General features: G+C 60.1%; 15 protein-coding genes. 5 read left to right on the top strand and 10 right to left on the bottom strand.

Translation table 11 applies throughout. The features are described 5' to 3' along the window. Positions 1-109: 109 nt before the first annotated feature. Positions 110-1,432 (top strand): amino-acid N-acetyltransferase, encoded by a 1,323-nt coding sequence (gene argA / locus BLW36_RS08460; RefSeq protein WP_091387245.1) that lies wholly within the window; start codon positions 110-112, stop codon positions 1,430-1,432. A 128-nt stretch (positions 1,433-1,560) separates the two neighbouring features. Then, on the top strand, positions 1,561-3,396 hold the full coding sequence (gene ilvD / locus BLW36_RS08465; protein WP_091388594.1) for a dihydroxy-acid dehydratase: 1,836 nt from the start codon (positions 1,561-1,563) through the stop codon (positions 3,394-3,396). A gap of 49 nt (positions 3,397-3,445) precedes the next feature. Here the strand turns inward: ilvD and BLW36_RS08470 are convergent, their stop codons facing one another. The 10 genes from BLW36_RS08470 to lgt form a co-directional block, all read right to left on the bottom strand. After that, the gene (locus BLW36_RS08470; protein ID WP_170833171.1) at positions 3,446-4,096 is read right to left on the bottom strand and encodes an energy transducer TonB; all 651 of its coding nucleotides are present in this window, start codon (positions 4,094-4,096) and stop codon (positions 3,446-3,448) included. A gap of 220 nt (positions 4,097-4,316) precedes the next feature. Then, the gene (locus BLW36_RS08475; protein WP_091387248.1) at positions 4,317-5,666 is read right to left on the bottom strand and encodes a tetratricopeptide repeat protein; all 1,350 of its coding nucleotides are present in this window, start codon (positions 5,664-5,666) and stop codon (positions 4,317-4,319) included. A 12-nt stretch (positions 5,667-5,678) separates the two neighbouring features. Then, positions 5,679-6,302, bottom strand: a complete 624-nt coding sequence (locus BLW36_RS08480) for an energy transducer TonB (RefSeq protein ID WP_091387250.1) — start codon at positions 6,300-6,302, stop codon at positions 5,679-5,681. Between the two features lie 6 nt (positions 6,303-6,308). After that, entirely contained in the window at positions 6,309-6,710 is a 402-nt protein-coding gene (locus tag BLW36_RS08485) for an ExbD/TolR family protein (protein WP_091387251.1), read from the bottom strand. A gap of 120 nt (positions 6,711-6,830) precedes the next feature. Continuing rightward, positions 6,831-7,358 (bottom strand): MotA/TolQ/ExbB proton channel family protein, encoded by a 528-nt coding sequence (locus tag BLW36_RS08490; RefSeq protein ID WP_091387258.1) that lies wholly within the window; start codon positions 7,356-7,358, stop codon positions 6,831-6,833. A gap of 14 nt (positions 7,359-7,372) precedes the next feature. Next, a complete protein-coding gene (locus BLW36_RS08495; RefSeq protein ID WP_091387261.1) occupies positions 7,373-8,743 on the bottom strand; it encodes a MotA/TolQ/ExbB proton channel family protein in 1,371 nt (456 codons plus the stop codon). After that, complete coding sequence (locus BLW36_RS08500; protein WP_091387263.1) at positions 8,740-9,522, bottom strand: DUF3450 domain-containing protein; 783 nt, start codon at positions 9,520-9,522, stop codon at positions 8,740-8,742. Before BLW36_RS08500 ends, BLW36_RS08495 begins: the two co-directional genes overlap by 4 nt. A 287-nt stretch (positions 9,523-9,809) precedes the next feature. After that, on the bottom strand, positions 9,810-10,322 hold the full coding sequence (locus tag BLW36_RS08505; RefSeq protein WP_170833172.1) for a dihydrofolate reductase: 513 nt from the start codon (positions 10,320-10,322) through the stop codon (positions 9,810-9,812). A 10-nt stretch (positions 10,323-10,332) separates the two neighbouring features. After that, on the bottom strand, positions 10,333-11,166 hold the full coding sequence (locus tag BLW36_RS08510) for a thymidylate synthase (RefSeq protein WP_091387264.1): 834 nt from the start codon (positions 11,164-11,166) through the stop codon (positions 10,333-10,335). Positions 11,167-11,169: 3 nt separating this feature from the next. Beyond that, positions 11,170-12,027 carry a prolipoprotein diacylglyceryl transferase gene (gene lgt / locus BLW36_RS08515; RefSeq protein WP_091387265.1) on the bottom strand — a complete coding sequence of 286 codons (858 nt, stop codon included), beginning with the start codon at positions 12,025-12,027 and terminating at the stop codon, positions 11,170-11,172. Positions 12,028-12,121: 94 nt separating this feature from the next. On the opposite strand from lgt, the gene BLW36_RS08520 reads away from it, so the two are divergent. From BLW36_RS08520 to BLW36_RS08530, 3 genes are all read left to right on the top strand, one after another. Beyond that, the gene (locus BLW36_RS08520) at positions 12,122-12,937 is read left to right on the top strand and encodes an NRDE family protein (protein ID WP_091387271.1); all 816 of its coding nucleotides are present in this window, start codon (positions 12,122-12,124) and stop codon (positions 12,935-12,937) included. 342 nt (positions 12,938-13,279) lie between these two features. Further along, on the top strand, positions 13,280-15,217 hold the full coding sequence (locus BLW36_RS08525; protein ID WP_091387276.1) for a L,D-transpeptidase family protein: 1,938 nt from the start codon (positions 13,280-13,282) through the stop codon (positions 15,215-15,217). A 179-nt stretch (positions 15,218-15,396) separates the two neighbouring features. After that, positions 15,397-16,674, top strand: coding sequence for a L,D-transpeptidase family protein (locus tag BLW36_RS08530; RefSeq protein ID WP_091387278.1), 1,278 nt, complete (start codon positions 15,397-15,399; stop codon positions 16,672-16,674).

Below are 16,674 nucleotides of genomic sequence, written 5' to 3' on the forward strand. Positions count from 1 at the left end.
AAACACACTGCGAACGCATACCGCAGTGATTGTGCCACGGGCGCCTGCGATTTACGGCACGGAATTGCGGTATATTCGTCGGCGCACAAAAGTTATGGAATGTAAGTAAGTGAGCGACAACAACGCCTCCCTGAACTGGTTTCGCCACGCCGCGCCGTATATCAACGACCTGCGCGGCCGCACGCTGGTGATCGGCATTCCCGGCGATGCGCTGGAGCACGCCAATTTTCGCAACCTGGTGCACGACCTGGCGCTACTGGCGAGCCTCGGTGTGCGCCTGGTGGTGGTCCACGGTGCGCGCGCGCAGGTGAATCGCGCCCTGGCCGAGCGCGGCATCGACAACCAGTTTCACGGCAACACCCGCGTGACCGACCGGGAGACGCTCGAAGTGATCAAGTCCGCGGTGGGCAAGTTGCGGTTCGATATCGAGGCGGCATTTTCCCAGGGGCTGCCGGATTCGCCGATGGCACGCTCCGCGCTGAAAGTGATATCCGGCAACTTCGTCACCGCGCGGCCCATCGGCGTGATCGATGGCATGGACCTGCGCTGGACCGGCACCGTGCGGCGCATGGAAGTGGCCACCATCGAACACGCGCTGGGTCAGGGCGCACTGGTTTTGCTGTCGCCACTCGGCACCTCGCTCACCGGTGAGCTGTTCAACCTGAACTACCTCGACCTGGCCGCAGAAGCGGCCCGCGCGCTGCAGGCGGAAAAACTGGTGCTGTTTCGCGAGGCACCACAGCTGCTGGTCAACGGTGCAGAAGTGCATGAGCTCAGCATCGTGCAGGCGGAGCAGGTGGCATCGCAGGTACAGAGTGAAGCACTGAGCTGCGCGATCCGCGCCTGTAACGCCGGCACGCCGCGCACCCACCTGCTCAGCTACAGCCAGGACGGCGCACTGGTACAGGAGCTGTTCCGGCGCGAAGGCGCCGGCACCATGATTTACCGCGACAGTTACGAAGTGATCCGCCGCGCGCGCATTACCGATGTTGGCGGCATCCTCGGCCTGATCCGGCCGCTGGAAAAGCAGGGCGTACTGGTGCGCCGCTCGCGCGAGAAACTTGAGGCAGAGATCGAGCATTTCACCCTGGCTGAAGTGGATGGCACACCGGTGGCCTGCGCCGCCCTGTATCCAATCCGGGAGGCGTCCGGTGAGACGGTCGCCGCTGAGATCGCCTGCGTGGCGATCCACCCGGAGTTTCGCGGCGGTGGCCGCGGAGCCAAGCTGCTGCACCACCTCGAGCGCCAGGCCGGGGTACTGGGCATCGATGAACTCTACGTGCTCACCACCCAGACCGAGCACTGGTTTATCGAGCAGGGTTTCAACCAGGTGAGCGTGCGGGACCTGCCTGCCTCGCGGCAGTCGCTGTACAACATCCAGCGCAACTCCCGCGTCTTGCGCAAATGCCTGTCGCCGCAAAATAAGCCTTAGCGTAAGACAAAATTCGAAACGCCCATCCTAGAAACATCCGTAGACTTCGCAGTCTGCGCGATACCATCCCGGCCGCAGCCATTTTTTGCTAAGCTGTCGCTCCCAATTTGTACAGCCGGATGTTTGTCATGCCCGAGTATCGTTCCCGCACATCCACCGCCGGTCGCAATATGGCCGGCGCCCGCGCCCTGTGGCGCGCCACCGGTATGAAGGACGACGATTTTCACAAGCCGATTATCGCCGTGGCCAACTCCTTTACGCAGTTTGTACCCGGCCATGTGCATCTGAAAGACATGGGCCAGCTGGTCGCGCGGGAGATCGAGAGGGCCGGCGGCGTGGCCAAGGAGTTCAACACCATCGCAGTCGATGACGGCATCGCCATGGGCCACGACGGCATGCTGTACAGCCTGCCCAGCCGCGAGATTATCGCCGACTCTGTCGAATACATGGTGAACGCCCACTGTGCCGACGCGCTGGTGTGCATCTCCAATTGCGACAAGATTACCCCGGGGATGCTGATGGCGGCGCTGCGGCTGAATATCCCGGTCATCTTCGTTTCCGGCGGCCCGATGGAGGCCGGCAAGACCAAGCTCGCCGAGCACAAACTGGACCTGGTGGATGCGATGGTGATCGCCGCCACGGATTCCGCCTCGGACGAGATGGTCGAGGAATACGAGCGCTCCGCCTGCCCGACCTGTGGCTCCTGTTCCGGGATGTTCACCGCCAACTCGATGAACTGCCTGACCGAAGCGCTCGGGCTGTCACTGCCCGGCAACGGCACGCTGCTCGCCACCCATGCGGACCGCGAGGAGCTGTTCCTGCGTGCCGGTCGTGAAATCGTCGCGCTGACCAAGCGCTATTACGAACAGGACGATGCACGGGCGCTGCCGCGCTCCATCGCCAATCGCGGTGCCTTTATCAATGCGATGGCCCTGGATATCGCCATGGGCGGATCGACCAACACCATCCTGCATCTGCTCGCCGCCGCGCAGGAGGGTGAAGTCGATTTCAGCCTTGCTGATATAGACCGGCTGTCGCGACAGATACCGCAGCTGTGCAAGGTGGCGCCGAATACACAGAAATACCATATCGAGGATGTCCACCGCGCTGGCGGCGTCATGGCGATCCTCGGTGAACTCGAAGCGGCCGGATTGCTGGACGCATCCCTGCCCACCGTGCACAGCGACTCGCTGGCCGAGGCACTGCAGCGCTGGGATATCCGCCGCACCGATGACGAGTCGGTACACGATTTCTACCGCGCCGGCCCCGCCGGCATCCCGACCCAGACCGCCTTCAGCCAGGAGTGCCGCTGGTCGAGCCTCGACGGCGACCGCCAGAACGGCTGCATCCGCTCGGCTGAACACGCCTATTCCGCCGAGGGCGGCCTGGCCGTGCTGTTCGGCAACCTGGCGCCGAACGGCTGCGTGGTCAAAACCTCCGGCGTGGAGGAGGAGTTATGGCAGTTCGAGGGACCGGCCCATATCGTCGAGAGCCAGGAGGCGGCCGTACAGCACATTCTCGACGGTAAGGTAGTGTCCGGCGAGGCGGTCATAGTGCGCTATGAGGGCCCCAAGGGGGGGCCGGGCATGCAGGAGATGCTCTACCCGACCAGCTACCTGAAATCCAAGGGGCTGGGAAAATCCTGCGCACTGATCACCGACGGCCGTTTCTCCGGTGGCACCTCCGGACTGTCGATCGGCCATGTATCTCCGGAAGCCGCGGCCGGCGGCAATATCGGCCTGGTCGAAAACGGGGACCGCATCCGTATCGATATCCCGGCGCGCAAGATCGAGGTGGATATCAGCGAAGCGGAACTGCAGCGCCGTCGCGACGCGATGGCCGCGAAAGGGAAAGATGCCTGGAAGCCAGTCGAACAACGCCCGCGCAAAGTCAGTAAGGCACTGAAGGCTTATGCGTTGCTGGCCACCAGCGCCGACCGCGGCGCCGTGCGGGAAATCGATTGATTACGGGAAAAGCAACGCAAGAGCGGCCTATGGCCGCTCTTTCACTTCACTACTGCGCAAGTTTATAGGTGATGCGGTTGCGCACGCCGTGGCGCTCCACCGGCACACCATCATCCAGCTGCGGCTGGTACTTGAACCGAGCGGCCGCCGCCTCCGCTGATCGATTGAATATGTCCGTCGGATTCCCAACACCGTCATAGCCCGCCACCGCACGCACATTGCGTACTGCTCCGGTCGCGGTGATGGTGAACTCAACTACCACATATCCCTCCATACCGCGGCGCAATGCCGCCGATGGGTAGCGGGGCGCCGGCTTGAATACCGGCAGTGGATCCCGTGAGATAACGGCAGCATCCACTTGATCGCCTCTGGGAAGCGGTGGATTGAATACCACCGTGGTGTTAACCGGATCGACAACCTTATCGTCCACACGAGTGACCGGCTGCGGCGGTGGATCCTGGGGTTTTGCAGGCGGTTCCGACTTTTCCACCGTCACTGTCAGCTCGGGCAGATGGATCGACTTGATCGGCACATACTCCTCGAGCACAGGCTCAGTGAAATCCGCAGCAATCAGTCGGCTCATGGCCAGAATCAACAACAGCGTAATCCCGCCGGCCAGGGCCAGATGGCGAGCGCCATGCACTAGACGATGGAAGGAAAAAACAACGGGGTTGGAATTCAGCAAAGCAGCTCTATCCATAACACCTCTCCTGATTATTGTTTGGTGTTGAATCGCCAGCCCTCTCATTGGAAGTGGACCGGATTTGGAAAAGCTGATCAGCTACCCTAACTAATTAGTCGAACCATACGAAATTTCAAATAATTCGCAATACCAAGTCTATTTTTTAAACAGCTACAACCACCGGACATAAAAAAAGCCGCACATTGCTGCGCGGCTTTTCGGGTGGAGAGTCTGGCAATCAGATGGCCAGCTGCTCCTCACGCTTCTTCTCGCTCTCGACGAAGGTGATCCACTGTTCGGCGAACTTCTTGGAACGTTCGTCTTTCAGTGCCTTCTTGAGGCTGGCGAGCGCATCGTCGTACTTCTTCAGGTTGGCATTGGCCATCCCCATCACGATGTACAACTGGTCCGGACGCTTGACACCGCCCTTCTTCAGCGCCTTGTTGCCCATCTCAATGGCTTTTTCATTCTTGTCCAGGTCCAGGTAGATACTGGACAGACGGGAATAAATATCGCCTTTGTCAGACAACTGGGCTGCGGCTTCCAGTTCGGGAATCGACTTCTGCAGCTCCTGAGCCATCTGGTACGCCTGCGCTAGGGTTTCCAGATTCTTGGAGGTGCGCTTGATCTTCTTCTCCTTGATACCCTTGTCGATCACCTTGGCACCTTTGTAGGGCATTTCATTGCCCATGAAGAGATAGGCCATGTTCAACAGCTCTTTCTCTTTCTGCAAAGCACCGGCGATGTAGGCTGCTTCCATCATGTGCAGCTGATCTTTTTCGCGCTTCCGCTCACCGTACATACCGGCCAGCTGCTTGTAGTACTCCCCTTTCGGGTAGTGCTTGACCAGCTTCTCGAGAATGTCGGTGACCTTCTTGTAGTCGTTCTTCTCGAAGTACAGGAAACGCTGCAGACCGAACCAGTTTTCCTTCGGCACCTTGCCCTCTTTCTCGTACATCGACACCGCGGTGTTGACGTCCGACAGCGCCTTGGCCTCATCACCTTTCTGATAATAGGCCTGTGCACGCAGAGCGTAGGAGTCGGCAGTAACGCGATCGGACACGGCGAACCACTTGTTCAGATAATTCAGCGCCTGATCGTAGTTTTCGGTCACGAAGTACAGCTGCGCAACAGTCAGCAGAGTACCTACTTCCAGTGCCACCGGCAGGTTTTCAGCACCCTGAGCCAGCACTTTCTTATAGGCTGTGATCGCTTCCTTGTAACGCTCCATGCTGTAGTAAACGAAACCGTAGAAGTAGTACATCTGCGCCACTTCATAACCGTTGTACTTGCTCTTGCCGGCTTCCATCTCCCGCAGCGCGGCCAGCGCCGCAGGCCAGTTACTCGCGTCGGCCGCTTCCTGAACCTTGCCCAGCTTCTTAAACACGTTTTCCCGCATCGCCGGAACTTTACGTGTCTGCTGCTTGCTCGGTGTCTGTTCCTGGGCCTCGGCTTTACCAAAGGAAGCAGAGATACCTGCCGCCTCGAGTACGGTGACACTCACCGCCGGTGCCAATACCAGGGGCAGCGCGACGGACGTGCGCAAGACGAACTTGGACAAACCTTTCGTCATGGTCGTCAACTTCATAGTGCTTCCCCTTTAGTTCTTGGCCATGTTGAAGCTGATCTTGGTTTTTACACCAGGAACTTCGATCGGCTCGCCATCGACCACCCGCGGCTTGTACTTGTACTTCAACGCCGACTTGATAGCGGCACTGTTGAAGATAGTGGTGGGGTTGCCGTCCAGAGTGAAGGCTTCCACCACACGCGGATCGCGTACTGAACCGTTCTTGGTCACGGTGTACTCGACGATCACGTAGCCCTCGATACCACGCTGCAGTGCGCGACGCGGGTACTGCGGCTGTACTTTAACGATAGGCAGGTAATCACCTTCCTGGGCAAAGCCGCCGATACCACCCACCTTCAGGTCTGCATTCGCGCGCGGCGCAGACATGTTGATGGAGTCATCGAGGTTCGGCTCGTCATACTCAGGCTCCGGCATTTCCGGCGGCGGAGTTTCCGGCTCGTCGGGCTTTTCCGGTTTGCTGGTATCGTACTGAGTTTCGATCTTCTGCTCAGGCATCACGACGTCGGCAACCTTGATCTGCTCCTCGTCTTCGGGAGCTTTCATGTTTGCCTCAATCAGCTGATGCATGGTGAAGATCAGGGCGAAGGTAGTGGCTACCGCCAGCACACCTGCCCCAAGTAGTCTTACCGGATTCATAAGCTGTTAACTCTTTTCTGTCGCGACCGAAACTTTCTCGATACCGATTTTCTTAGCCGCTTCCGCGACCAGGGCAATCTTCTCGATACTCGCTTTTTTATCGGGCTGAATTACCAACCACCCTTTCGGGTTCTCAGCGTAGAGGCGCTCCAAGGTGAGTTTCACCTGGCGCTCATCCACTTTTTCTTTGGCAATCCAGATCTCGTTGTTGTCATTGATCGCTACCAGAATAGAGGCGGCTTTGAGTTCAGCGGTCGTCGCTTCCGGCTTGATCACATCGGCACCCGGCTCCTTGATAAAGGTCGCGGTGACGATAAAGAAGATCAGCATGATAAACACCACGTCCAGCATGGGCGTGAGGTCGATCGCTCCTGCTTCTTCTTCGGCCGTATTTTGTCTTTTGCTCATAGCAACTCTCTTAGCGAACTTTTTCGGCGAGGGGCCCTCGAGGAGCACCCCCGGCGAAAATATCTGGCTTGGCTAAACCTTCACAGCAAATAAGCTCGCCTATTCGCCTTATATGGTGCCTTAGTGATCCATCGTCAGATGGTCTTCCAGCAGCTGGGTTTCGCGCTCTGCCTTACGGGTAAGATAGGTGTTGGCGAATACACCAGAGAGGGCCGCAACCATACCTGCCATGGTAGGAATGGTTGCCATGGATACACCACTGGCCATCTGCTTGGCGTCACCACCACCGGTGATCGCGAGAACTTCGAACACGTTGATCATGCCCCAGACCGTACCCAGCAGCCCGAACAGGGGCGCCAGGGCAACACAGGCCTGGATCATGTCCATATTGTCCTGAATCTTCTCGGATACCCGGGAGATCAGTGCATAGCGGATTTGGTGCGCACTCCAGGATTTGCGCTCGGGGCGCTCTTCCCATTGGTCTACGGCACCTTGAACGTCGCTCTTCAACCCTTTATTGAAGTAGAAGACACGTTCAAATATCAGCGTCCACATAAAGAAGGTCAGGCCGGCGATCAGGAACAGTACTGGCCCGCCCGACGCCATAAAGGCGTTGACGGCGGCCCATGCGTCATTTAATGCGTGCATGTTGCCGCCTCCTCTTATTTACGCTCGGCGTTTTCCGCCACGATACCAGCACTCTGCTCTTCGAGGATGTGCAGGATACGCTTGGCGCGGCCGTTCACGATGGTGTGCATCAGTACAGTCGGGATAGCGACACACAGACCCAGAACGGTGGTTACCAGTGCGGAGGAAATACCGCCAGCCATGGCTTTCGGATCGCCGGCACCGAAGATGGTGATCGCCTGGAAGGTGATGATCATACCGGTTACGGTACCCAGCAGACCCAGCAGCGGGGCCACCATGGCGATGATCTTCAACAGGTTCAGACCGGACTCGATGGCCGGGCGCTCTTTCAGCACCGCCTCTTCCATCTTCAGCTCCAGAGTCTCGCCGTCGACACCCTTGTTCTCTTCGGCTACAGCCAGAACACGACCCAGCGGGTTGTTGGTGTTCGGGGTAGAGGAACGCAGCTGGGCGCTAACCTTGGCACTAACACCGGACAGCACGATCAGGCGCCAGACAGCCAGCAGCATGGCGATCGCACCAACACCGGTGATGATGTAACCCACGATGCTACCCTGGTGCCAACGCTCAACGAGGCTCGGGCTGTTGATCATGGCCTTCAGGTAGGAACCGCCGGTCGGGCCAGTCGGGTCAACACCGAAAGCGGTGAAGCCGGAAGTGGCAGCCTGCAGGTCTTCAGCCATGCTCAGGTACTTGCCGTCGGGCTGACGGATCAGCTCGGCCATTTTGTGGGCGTCGTTCATTTCCAGGTACTTGCCGTTGGAAACCAGGTTGAAGTTACCTACGCGGACAACTTCCTGTTCAACCTGCTCGCCGTCGGGCTTGATTACAGTACCGCTGAACTTGACTACCTTGCCGGACTCAACAGTCTCGCGCTGCAGTTCGTACCACAGACGCTCGATTTCCTCGATGGTCGGCAGTTTGGTAGCGGAGTTCATTTTGTCGATCAGCGTGTCAACGAACTCGGTACGGCCGGGGTACTGCGCGGATACCAGGGAGCTATCCAGGTTGGCACGCAGGTCGCCGGCGGTAGAGGTCAGGTGACCAAACAGTTCTTTCAGGGAGCCCAGACGCTCGTCCAGCTGCTGACGCTTCTGCTGAACCAGCACTTCCTGTTCCTGGTACTTCTGTTCCAGGCGCTCAGAGCGGGCTTCTTCAGAGGCGCGGGTGTTCTGCGCCTGGGTCAGCAGTGCCTGCTGGTTGGCCTTCTGGCGGCGGAACTCAGCTTCGCGCTGCTTGTGCTCTTTGGATTCAGCGATCTTGGACTGCTGCACCATCTTCAGCAGCTGGTCCAGAGAGGTGGCTTTATCCTGGGCAACGGCGGTGAAACTGATCAGGCCAGCCGCTGCTGCTACTAATACGCGTTTGGCGATAGAGGTTTTCATTGCGCTGCCTCCGGAGCCGGAATCGGCATGGTCATGATGTCGATAGTGGCCTGCTTCTTAGCGATCTTCAGGCCGTTCATGAGGGCGCGGCGGTATTCGCCGGAATCGATTTCAACCCAAGCGTTCTGCTCTTTGTCATAGGCCAGGGAGGTCTTGGAATCGGTGGTTTGCGCCAGCAGGGCAACACGACCAACCTGCAGCACGTTTACTTCGCGCTCCTGACCGTTCACGTTCAGGGTGTCGCTATAGCTGTCGATCTTACGGGCGTATTCCGCTTCGAAGTTGTACAGCTCCAGAACCTGACGGAATTTCTCCGCTACGGTGATATCGGAGCGGTCCATATTGTTCTTAACGTTCTCGAGGTTGGCCATACGCTCTTCGATTTTGAAGGGCGCGTCCAGCTGAACGAACTGCTCCAGGCCTTCCAGCATGCGCAGGATCAGCGGCTGGATCTGACGCTCGATCACGGTGACGTTTTCGATGGACTCGTCCAGCTCTTTCATTACGGCGAGCTGGTTAGCCAGCTGCTTTTCCAGCTGACGGTTGTAAACACGCAGACCATCGATCTCCTTGTTTACGACCTTGAAATCCTGCAGCAGGCTGCTGGTTTCTTCGGCAATCTTGTCGATACGCTTTTGCGAGGCCTGGGCCGCAGTGGTTTTCTGCTGGCCGACGGCGAGTACGTTATCGAGAGTATCCGCAGTGGCTACGCTGCCGTAGAGCGCGCCGGCAGACAGCGCAGTGGTCAGCGCCACAGCCATGAATCGCTTGGTTTTCATTAGACCCCCCAGTGGGTTCAATATTTCACAACATGGTCGCGATGAGTTAGCTGCCACAACGCGGTGTCCTTTTGTTTTAAAAACAGTGGTTTGAAGACAGCTAAGAGCCGCACATTGTAAACAGCCGATTTGATTATTCAAATGCCGATTGACAGTATCGGCCCGCATGAGTAGCAAGGTAACAACCGGGTAACAAAACCGAGTCGCATGCACACAATTGCGGCGACATTCCCTGTGTAAGCAGCGTTGGAATTTAACAGAGTGATCAACTATTGATCAAATTGTTTTTATTTCAACCTGTCGTACTGAACTAAGCAGTAGCTATATTCATCCCTGTCCGACGCCGGGTAACACTCGCGACTGCTCTCGCGCCACTGGTCATCCAGCTCCGGAAAAAACGCATCCCCGTCCACCTCGGCATCCACCTCGGTCACATAGAGACGCTCGGCCAGCGGCAGTGCCTGCCGGTAGATCTGCGCACCGCCAATCACCATGACCTCGGTCGCGGCCACCTCGGCAGCGTACTGTTGCGCCTTCTGTAACGCTGCCTCCAGCGTCGGCGCAGACTCTACGCCATTGGCGCACCAGTCGGGGTTGCGGCTGATCACAATATTGCTGCGTCCCGGCAACGGGCGACCGATTGACTCGAAAGTCTTGCGCCCCATGACCACCGGCTTGCCGAGGGTGGTGCGCTTGAAAAACTGCAGGTCGCCAGACAGCCGCCAGGGCAGCTCGTTATCGCGCCCGATGGCGCCATTGCGCGCAACGGCCGCGATCAGAGCAATGGGTATTTCGCTCATCGCCGACTCCCTAGACCGCTACCGGCGCGGGAATATGCGGATGCGCCTCATAGCCACGCAGCTCGAAATCCTCAAAGCGGAATGCGAACAGGTCGGTCACATCGGGGTTGAGGTGCATCTGCGGCAGCGGCAGCGGCTGGCGGCTCAACTGCTCGTCCACCTGTTCCAGGTGATTCGAGTAGAGGTGGGCATCGCCGAAGGTGTGAATGAACTCGCCCGGCTGAAGGCCGCAGACCTGCGCCAGCATCAAGGTCAGCAGGCTGTAGGAGGCGATATTGAACGGCACACCGAGGAAGATATCCGCGCTGCGCTGGTACAGCTGGCAGGAAAGCCTGCCGTCCGCCACATAAAACTGGAACAGCGCGTGGCAGGGTGCCAGGGCCATGCGCCCCGCGCGGGCGTTGTCGGCGGGGGATACGCCCTCATCCGGCAGGTCGGCCGGGTTCCAGGCACTCACGAGCAGTCGGCGGGAGTCCGGGCGATTCCTGAGCTGATCCAGCAACTGCTCAATCTGGTCGATCCGACGTCCGTCCGGCGCCGGCCAGGAGCGCCACTGATGACCATAGACAGGACCGAGGTCACCTTCTTCGGTGGCCCACTCGTCCCAGATACGCACACCGTTCTCGCGCAAATAGGCGATATTGGTATCGCCGCGCAGAAACCACAGCAGTTCGTGAATGATCGAGCGCAGGTGGCACTTCTTGGTCGTGATCAGCGGGAAACCCTCGGCCAGATCGAAGCGCATCTGGTAGCCGAACACACTCAATGTGCCGGTGCCGGTACGATCGCTCTTTTGAGTGCCGTGGTCGCGCACATGGCGCATCAGGTCGAGATACTGCTTCATCTATTACTGTGCTCCGCCTTTTACCTGGGGTCGCCCCTGTTTATTACTTCCACCCTTGCCGGCGCGACCTTCGGGCAACGGCTGGGTGCGGTAGCTCCACACCAACAGCGCAATACCGGCGACGATCATCGGCAGGCTCAGCAACTGGCCCCGGGTCATCCAGCCAAACAGGTCGAATCCGATATGCCCGTCCGGCTCGCGTACAAACTCCGCCAGGAAGCGGAAGACGCCGTAGAGGGTGACAAACAGGCCGCCGACGGCCAGGCGCGGACGCGGCTTGCTCGAGAACCACCACAGCACGGCAAACAGCACCAGCCCCTCGAGAAAGGCCTGGTAAAGCTGTGACGGGTGGCGCACCAGCAGATCCGGATCGCGCGGGAATACCATACCCCAGGGCACATCGGTCGGGCGCCCCCAGAGTTCCTGGCCAATGAAATTGCCGATGCGGCCGAGCCCCAGACCGATGGGTACCAGTGGCGCGACGAAGTCGATCAACGCCGGGAAGGTTGTGCCGATCTTGCGCGCATAGAGCGTGGTGGCCAGCATCACGCCGACCAGGCCACCGTGGAAGCTCATACCGCCTTCCCACACCCGCAGCATCGACAGTGGATTGTCCAGCAGCTGCGGCAGGTTATAAAAGAACATGTAACCGAGCCGCCCGCCGACCACGACGCCGATGGCACAGTAGAGAATCAGGTCTTCCACTTCGGACTTGATGACCGGTGACCAGGATTTGGTACTGCGCCGCAGCGCCAACCACCAGGCGACGACAAAGCCGGCCAGGTACATGAGTCCGTACCAGTGCACTTTCAACGGGCCAATAGCGATGGCTACCGGGTCGATTTCGGGATAAGTCAGCATGGGCGAATCGAGATTATTGGCGAAGCGCGTATTATGGTCGCAAAGCGCCCCACAGCGAAAGGGGCGCCTCCGACCGGACCACCGCGAAAAACCTATGTGCCTGCTGCTATTTGCCTATCGCTGCCACCCCGAATACCCGCTGTTGCTGCTGGCCAATCGGGACGAGTTCTATGACAGGCCCAGCACCCCCGCCGGCCCCTGGGCGGAAGGCAAGTTCATCGCCGGCCGCGACCTCGAGGCCGGCGGCACCTGGGCCGGCATGGCCCGCGGCCGCGCGGCGGCGGTCACCAATATCCGCGAGCCGGGCCGGCCAACACCGGCCGAGCCGCTATCCCGCGGCGACATACCGCGTAATTTCCTTCTCAGCTCGATGGCGCCGCGACACTATGCCGATAGCTTGCAGGTATCCCGCTACCGCGGCTTCAACGCGCTGTTGTTTCAGCTGGGCGCCGACTCCGAGCTGGTCTGTGCCGGCAACCGGCACACGCCGTTCGCGTTTACCACCGGCGTGCACGGTATCTCCAACGGCGCGCCAGATGCGCCATGGCCGAAAGTGGAAAAGGGCAAGGCGGGACTGGCGCGCCTGATCGAAGGCATTGACGGTGCGGTCAGCGAAGACAACTTCGTATCGCCGGCGCTGGAATTGCTGCAGGACAGGGCCACAGCGCCGCCGGCACAGCTGCCGGATACCGGCGTCGGCCACGCGATGGAGATGGCGCTGTCGCCCCTGTTCGTGCAGATAGAGGTCGGAGACTCGCCTGAATCACCGCGCGGTGGAGGATCCGGCGGCTACGGCACCCGCGCCAGCACCCTGATCGCGATCGACCGGCGCGGCGCCAGCCAGCTGTGGGAGAGAACCTATATCGCCGGCACAGCGGCAGAACCCCTCCGTCATTTTTCCCTCGACTAGCCGTCACCTATTGGCGTCGGCACCGGCGACAAGAACCGGAACCAGCCGGTCGCAAATCCTGCCCTCAACGTAATGTGAGAGGAAAGAAACGCCAAGCAAATTCCGCATTTGTTGCCATACTTATTTTCACAGGCTGAAATTGGTTGATATACGCGCAAGCGGGGTATCGACAGCAGTCTATATAAAAGGAAGGTCGCGCGGGACGCATGACAAAGGCGGGCCGTCGGTAATTACCGACGCACAACAGGACCGGCTCGCCGCAGGTTGGGAAGGTATGAACGATCTGGCGCCCGGCATTTTCACCGAGACTATACCGGGCCCCTGCAGTATCGCTGAGGTACCATGTCGTATTTCAACCCAGAGCGCCGTAAACGCAAATCACCACTGCCGCTGCTGACTCTCGGCAGCCTGTGTGTCTTTGCCCTCTACTACGCCTTTGCCGCGAACCAGCAGACGGTTCCGGTATTGCCGGAAAACGCCGTGCGCCCACACCTGGTGCACTGGCTGGAGGAAAATCCCGACGCCTGGCCGGCGCAGGATCCGATCTTCAATCCCGCCGCGGTACGGCGCATCTACCAGCGCACCGACTATCGACTGCTGTGGTTCGATAACTACAGCCTCAGCGACACCGCCAACGACCTGCTCAAGCAGCTCACCGCGGCCAGTTCCGGCAACCCCAGCAGCATGGTGGATTACCGCTACCACCTGGGCTATTTCGACCGCACCCTGCGCGATACGCCACAGCGACTGCAGATGGCAGCGGTACTCGACGTGTTGCTGACCGATGCATTCGTGTCTTACGCCCAGGACACCCAGCTCGACAAAATCAGTCCGAAGAGCCGCCCACCCCGGGACATCACCCCTGTTTACAATGCCCAGGGCGAGTTCAAGCTGGTGGCGCTGACAGCCGGCCGGCAGCAGACCGCCCCAAGCCACAGCGGCAGCAAATACTTTCGTGGCTACAACCGCGCGAGTGACAGCGGCAACACCAGCAGCCGTTACTACACTCGCGACAACAACACCTACCGCTCGCGCCACTATTCAACGTGGGGCAACCGCAGCAGTAACAATCGCAGCTACAACAACCGCAGTTATGACAGCCGCACCTATAGCGGTCGCAACTACGGTCGCGTCTACTACAACCAGGGCAACGCGGCCCCGGTCACAGAAGCCTCGGAGAACAGCGAAGGCCCCTACTTCGAGGAAAACACCCCCTATGGCGGCGAAGTGTATGCACTGCGCAACGAACTGACACGGCTGCGCAACCTGTCCGCCAGCGGCCGCTGGCGTCCGCTGCCCCGCGGACCCGCGATGACCATCGGCGCGCGTCACCCCCACGTGGGCCTGCTGCGCGACATGCTCGCACTGTACGGGGACTACCGCAGTTACTACGGCTATGGCGGCACCGAACGCAATACGTTCGACCGCGGCCTGCACGAAGCGGTACTGAGCTTCCAGCGACGTCACGGCCTCAAGCCGGACGGCATCGTCGGTCGCGAGACCCGCAAGCGCCTGAACCTGTCGCCGGCGGCGCGCGCCCGCATCGTCGAGCTCAACATTCGCCGTCGCGAGCAACTGCCGGCAGACCTCGGCGACCGCTTTATCCAGGTCAATGTGCCCGAGTACAAGCTGCATTACGTGGAGAGCGACTGGGTGAAGCTGTCGATGAACGTCGTCGTGGGCAAGAAAAAGCACGCCACCCCGGAGATCACCACCCGCGTCAGCAAGGTGGTGTTCAATCCGACCTGGACGGTACCGCGCAGCATCCTCGTCAACGAGCTGCTGCCCAAGGCCCGCTCCAACCCCAGCGGCATGGAGGAAATGGGCTACCGGGTGGTCAGTGGCAGCGGCGAGCTGTTGCCGCTAACGCAAAAGAACCTGTCCGCGGCGGGCGCCGGCTCTTACCTGCTGCGCCAGCTGGGCGGTGAGGACAACATCCTCGGCCGGGTGAAGTTCGAGATTCCGAACAAGGACGATATCTATCTGCACGACACCCGCGCCCGCAAGCTTTTCGGCCTCACCAACCGCGACTATAGCCACGGCTGTATTCGCCTGGAGAAACCGCGCCACCTGGCCGAAGCCCTGCTGCGCCCCGAAGGTGACTGGGACCAGTGGCGCATCGACCAGCTGACCGTCGGCGACGAGACCACGGAAGTGGAGCTGACGCAGCGGGTCAAGGTCTATATCACCTACTGGACCGCCTGGGTGGATGGCGAGGGTCGCCTCAATTTCCGCCCCGACATCTACGGCAAGGATGGCCTCGAGGCCAACCAGTTCTAGCCGCCCGGCGGGGGCCGATCCGCAGGATCGCCCCCGCAGTTTCCGCGGCATATTCCATTTCTTCCCGCAGATAGCACCAGCGCATTACCCAATAGTATTAAGGGCCGACCGGTCACAAGTTACCAATGTGAGCAGAGCAATCAGTCCGACTGATAAATTCCTGCTTACCGGGGTGACTTATGGGTGTTGGCAACCAGCTCCACTTACTGCGCGACCATCCTGACCGCCGCAGCACTTCCCACCATTGCAGCGCGCTGGCGCTGGCGCTGGCACTGTCCTTTGCTATCGAGCTGCCACTGGCCAGTACGGCGCCCGAACCGGCGGCGACCGCCAGTGAACTCGGCAGCACCGACCCGTTTACGCCCTACGGGCGCCAGTATGCGTTGATGCAGGAAGAGCTGGCCCGCTACAGCGCCCTCGCCGACGGCGACAACTGGCAGCCGCTCGACCCGGGCCAACCCCTGGTACCGGGCATGCGCGATCCCCGCGTGGCACAACTGCGCAGCCTGTTGATGCAGTACGGCGACTACAGCCTGGACGATCACACCGCGGCAAACCGTCGCGCCGACGAGTACGACGAGCGCCTGCAGGAGGCGGTGCGCCGCTTCCAGCGCCGTCACGGTCTGAAAGAAGACGCGCTGGTGGATGAACGCACCCGGGCGCGCCTGAATACCAGCCCGGCAAAACATGTACAGACCCTGAGCGCCAACCTCGAGCGCTGGCAGCAGCTGCCCAAGGATCTGGGGCCGCGCTACATCGTCGTGAACATCCCCGACTACAGCCTGCGACTGATCGACGGCGAGCGCGAGCAGTTCCGCATGCGTGTCGTGGTGGGCAAGCCGAAGCACGAGACCCCGCAGTTGGCAACACGTATGACGCGGGTGGTATTCAACCCGATCTGGCGCGTGCCGCCGAATATTGCCCTGCGCGAACTGCTTCCGAAGGGCAGCGCCACCCTCAGTGCCGACGGCTACCGACTCGTCAATCACAGCGGCAGAGCGGTGCCGTTTACCCGCCGCAATGTCGCCGGAGTGCGGCGCGGCAAAGTGACATTGCAGCAAAAGGGCGGCCCCGGTAATGCGCTCGGACGGGTCAAATTCGTGATCCCCAACCGCGAGGCGATTTTTCTGCACGACACCAACAGTAAGCACCTGTTCAAGCGCGGCCAGCGCGCCTTCAGCCACGGCTGTATCCGCCTGGAAAAACCTCTGGAGTTTGCCCGCATGATGCTGGCGCAGCAAAACAACTGGAGTGAAACCCGGATCGAACGCGCCCTGCTCAGCAATCGCACCCAGGGCATCGAGCTGGAAAATCCGATCCCGGTGTATATCGCCTACTGGACCGCCTGGGTGGACGAAGACGGGTTATTGCAGTTCCGCCCGGATATCTACGGACGCGATGAACCCGAAGCGGCAGACGGATCTGCATTACCAAGCGGCAGCCGGGAACCGGGGTGA

This window comes from Microbulbifer marinus, assembly GCF_900107725.1.
GTDB lineage: Bacteria > Pseudomonadota > Gammaproteobacteria > Pseudomonadales > Cellvibrionaceae > Microbulbifer > Microbulbifer marinus.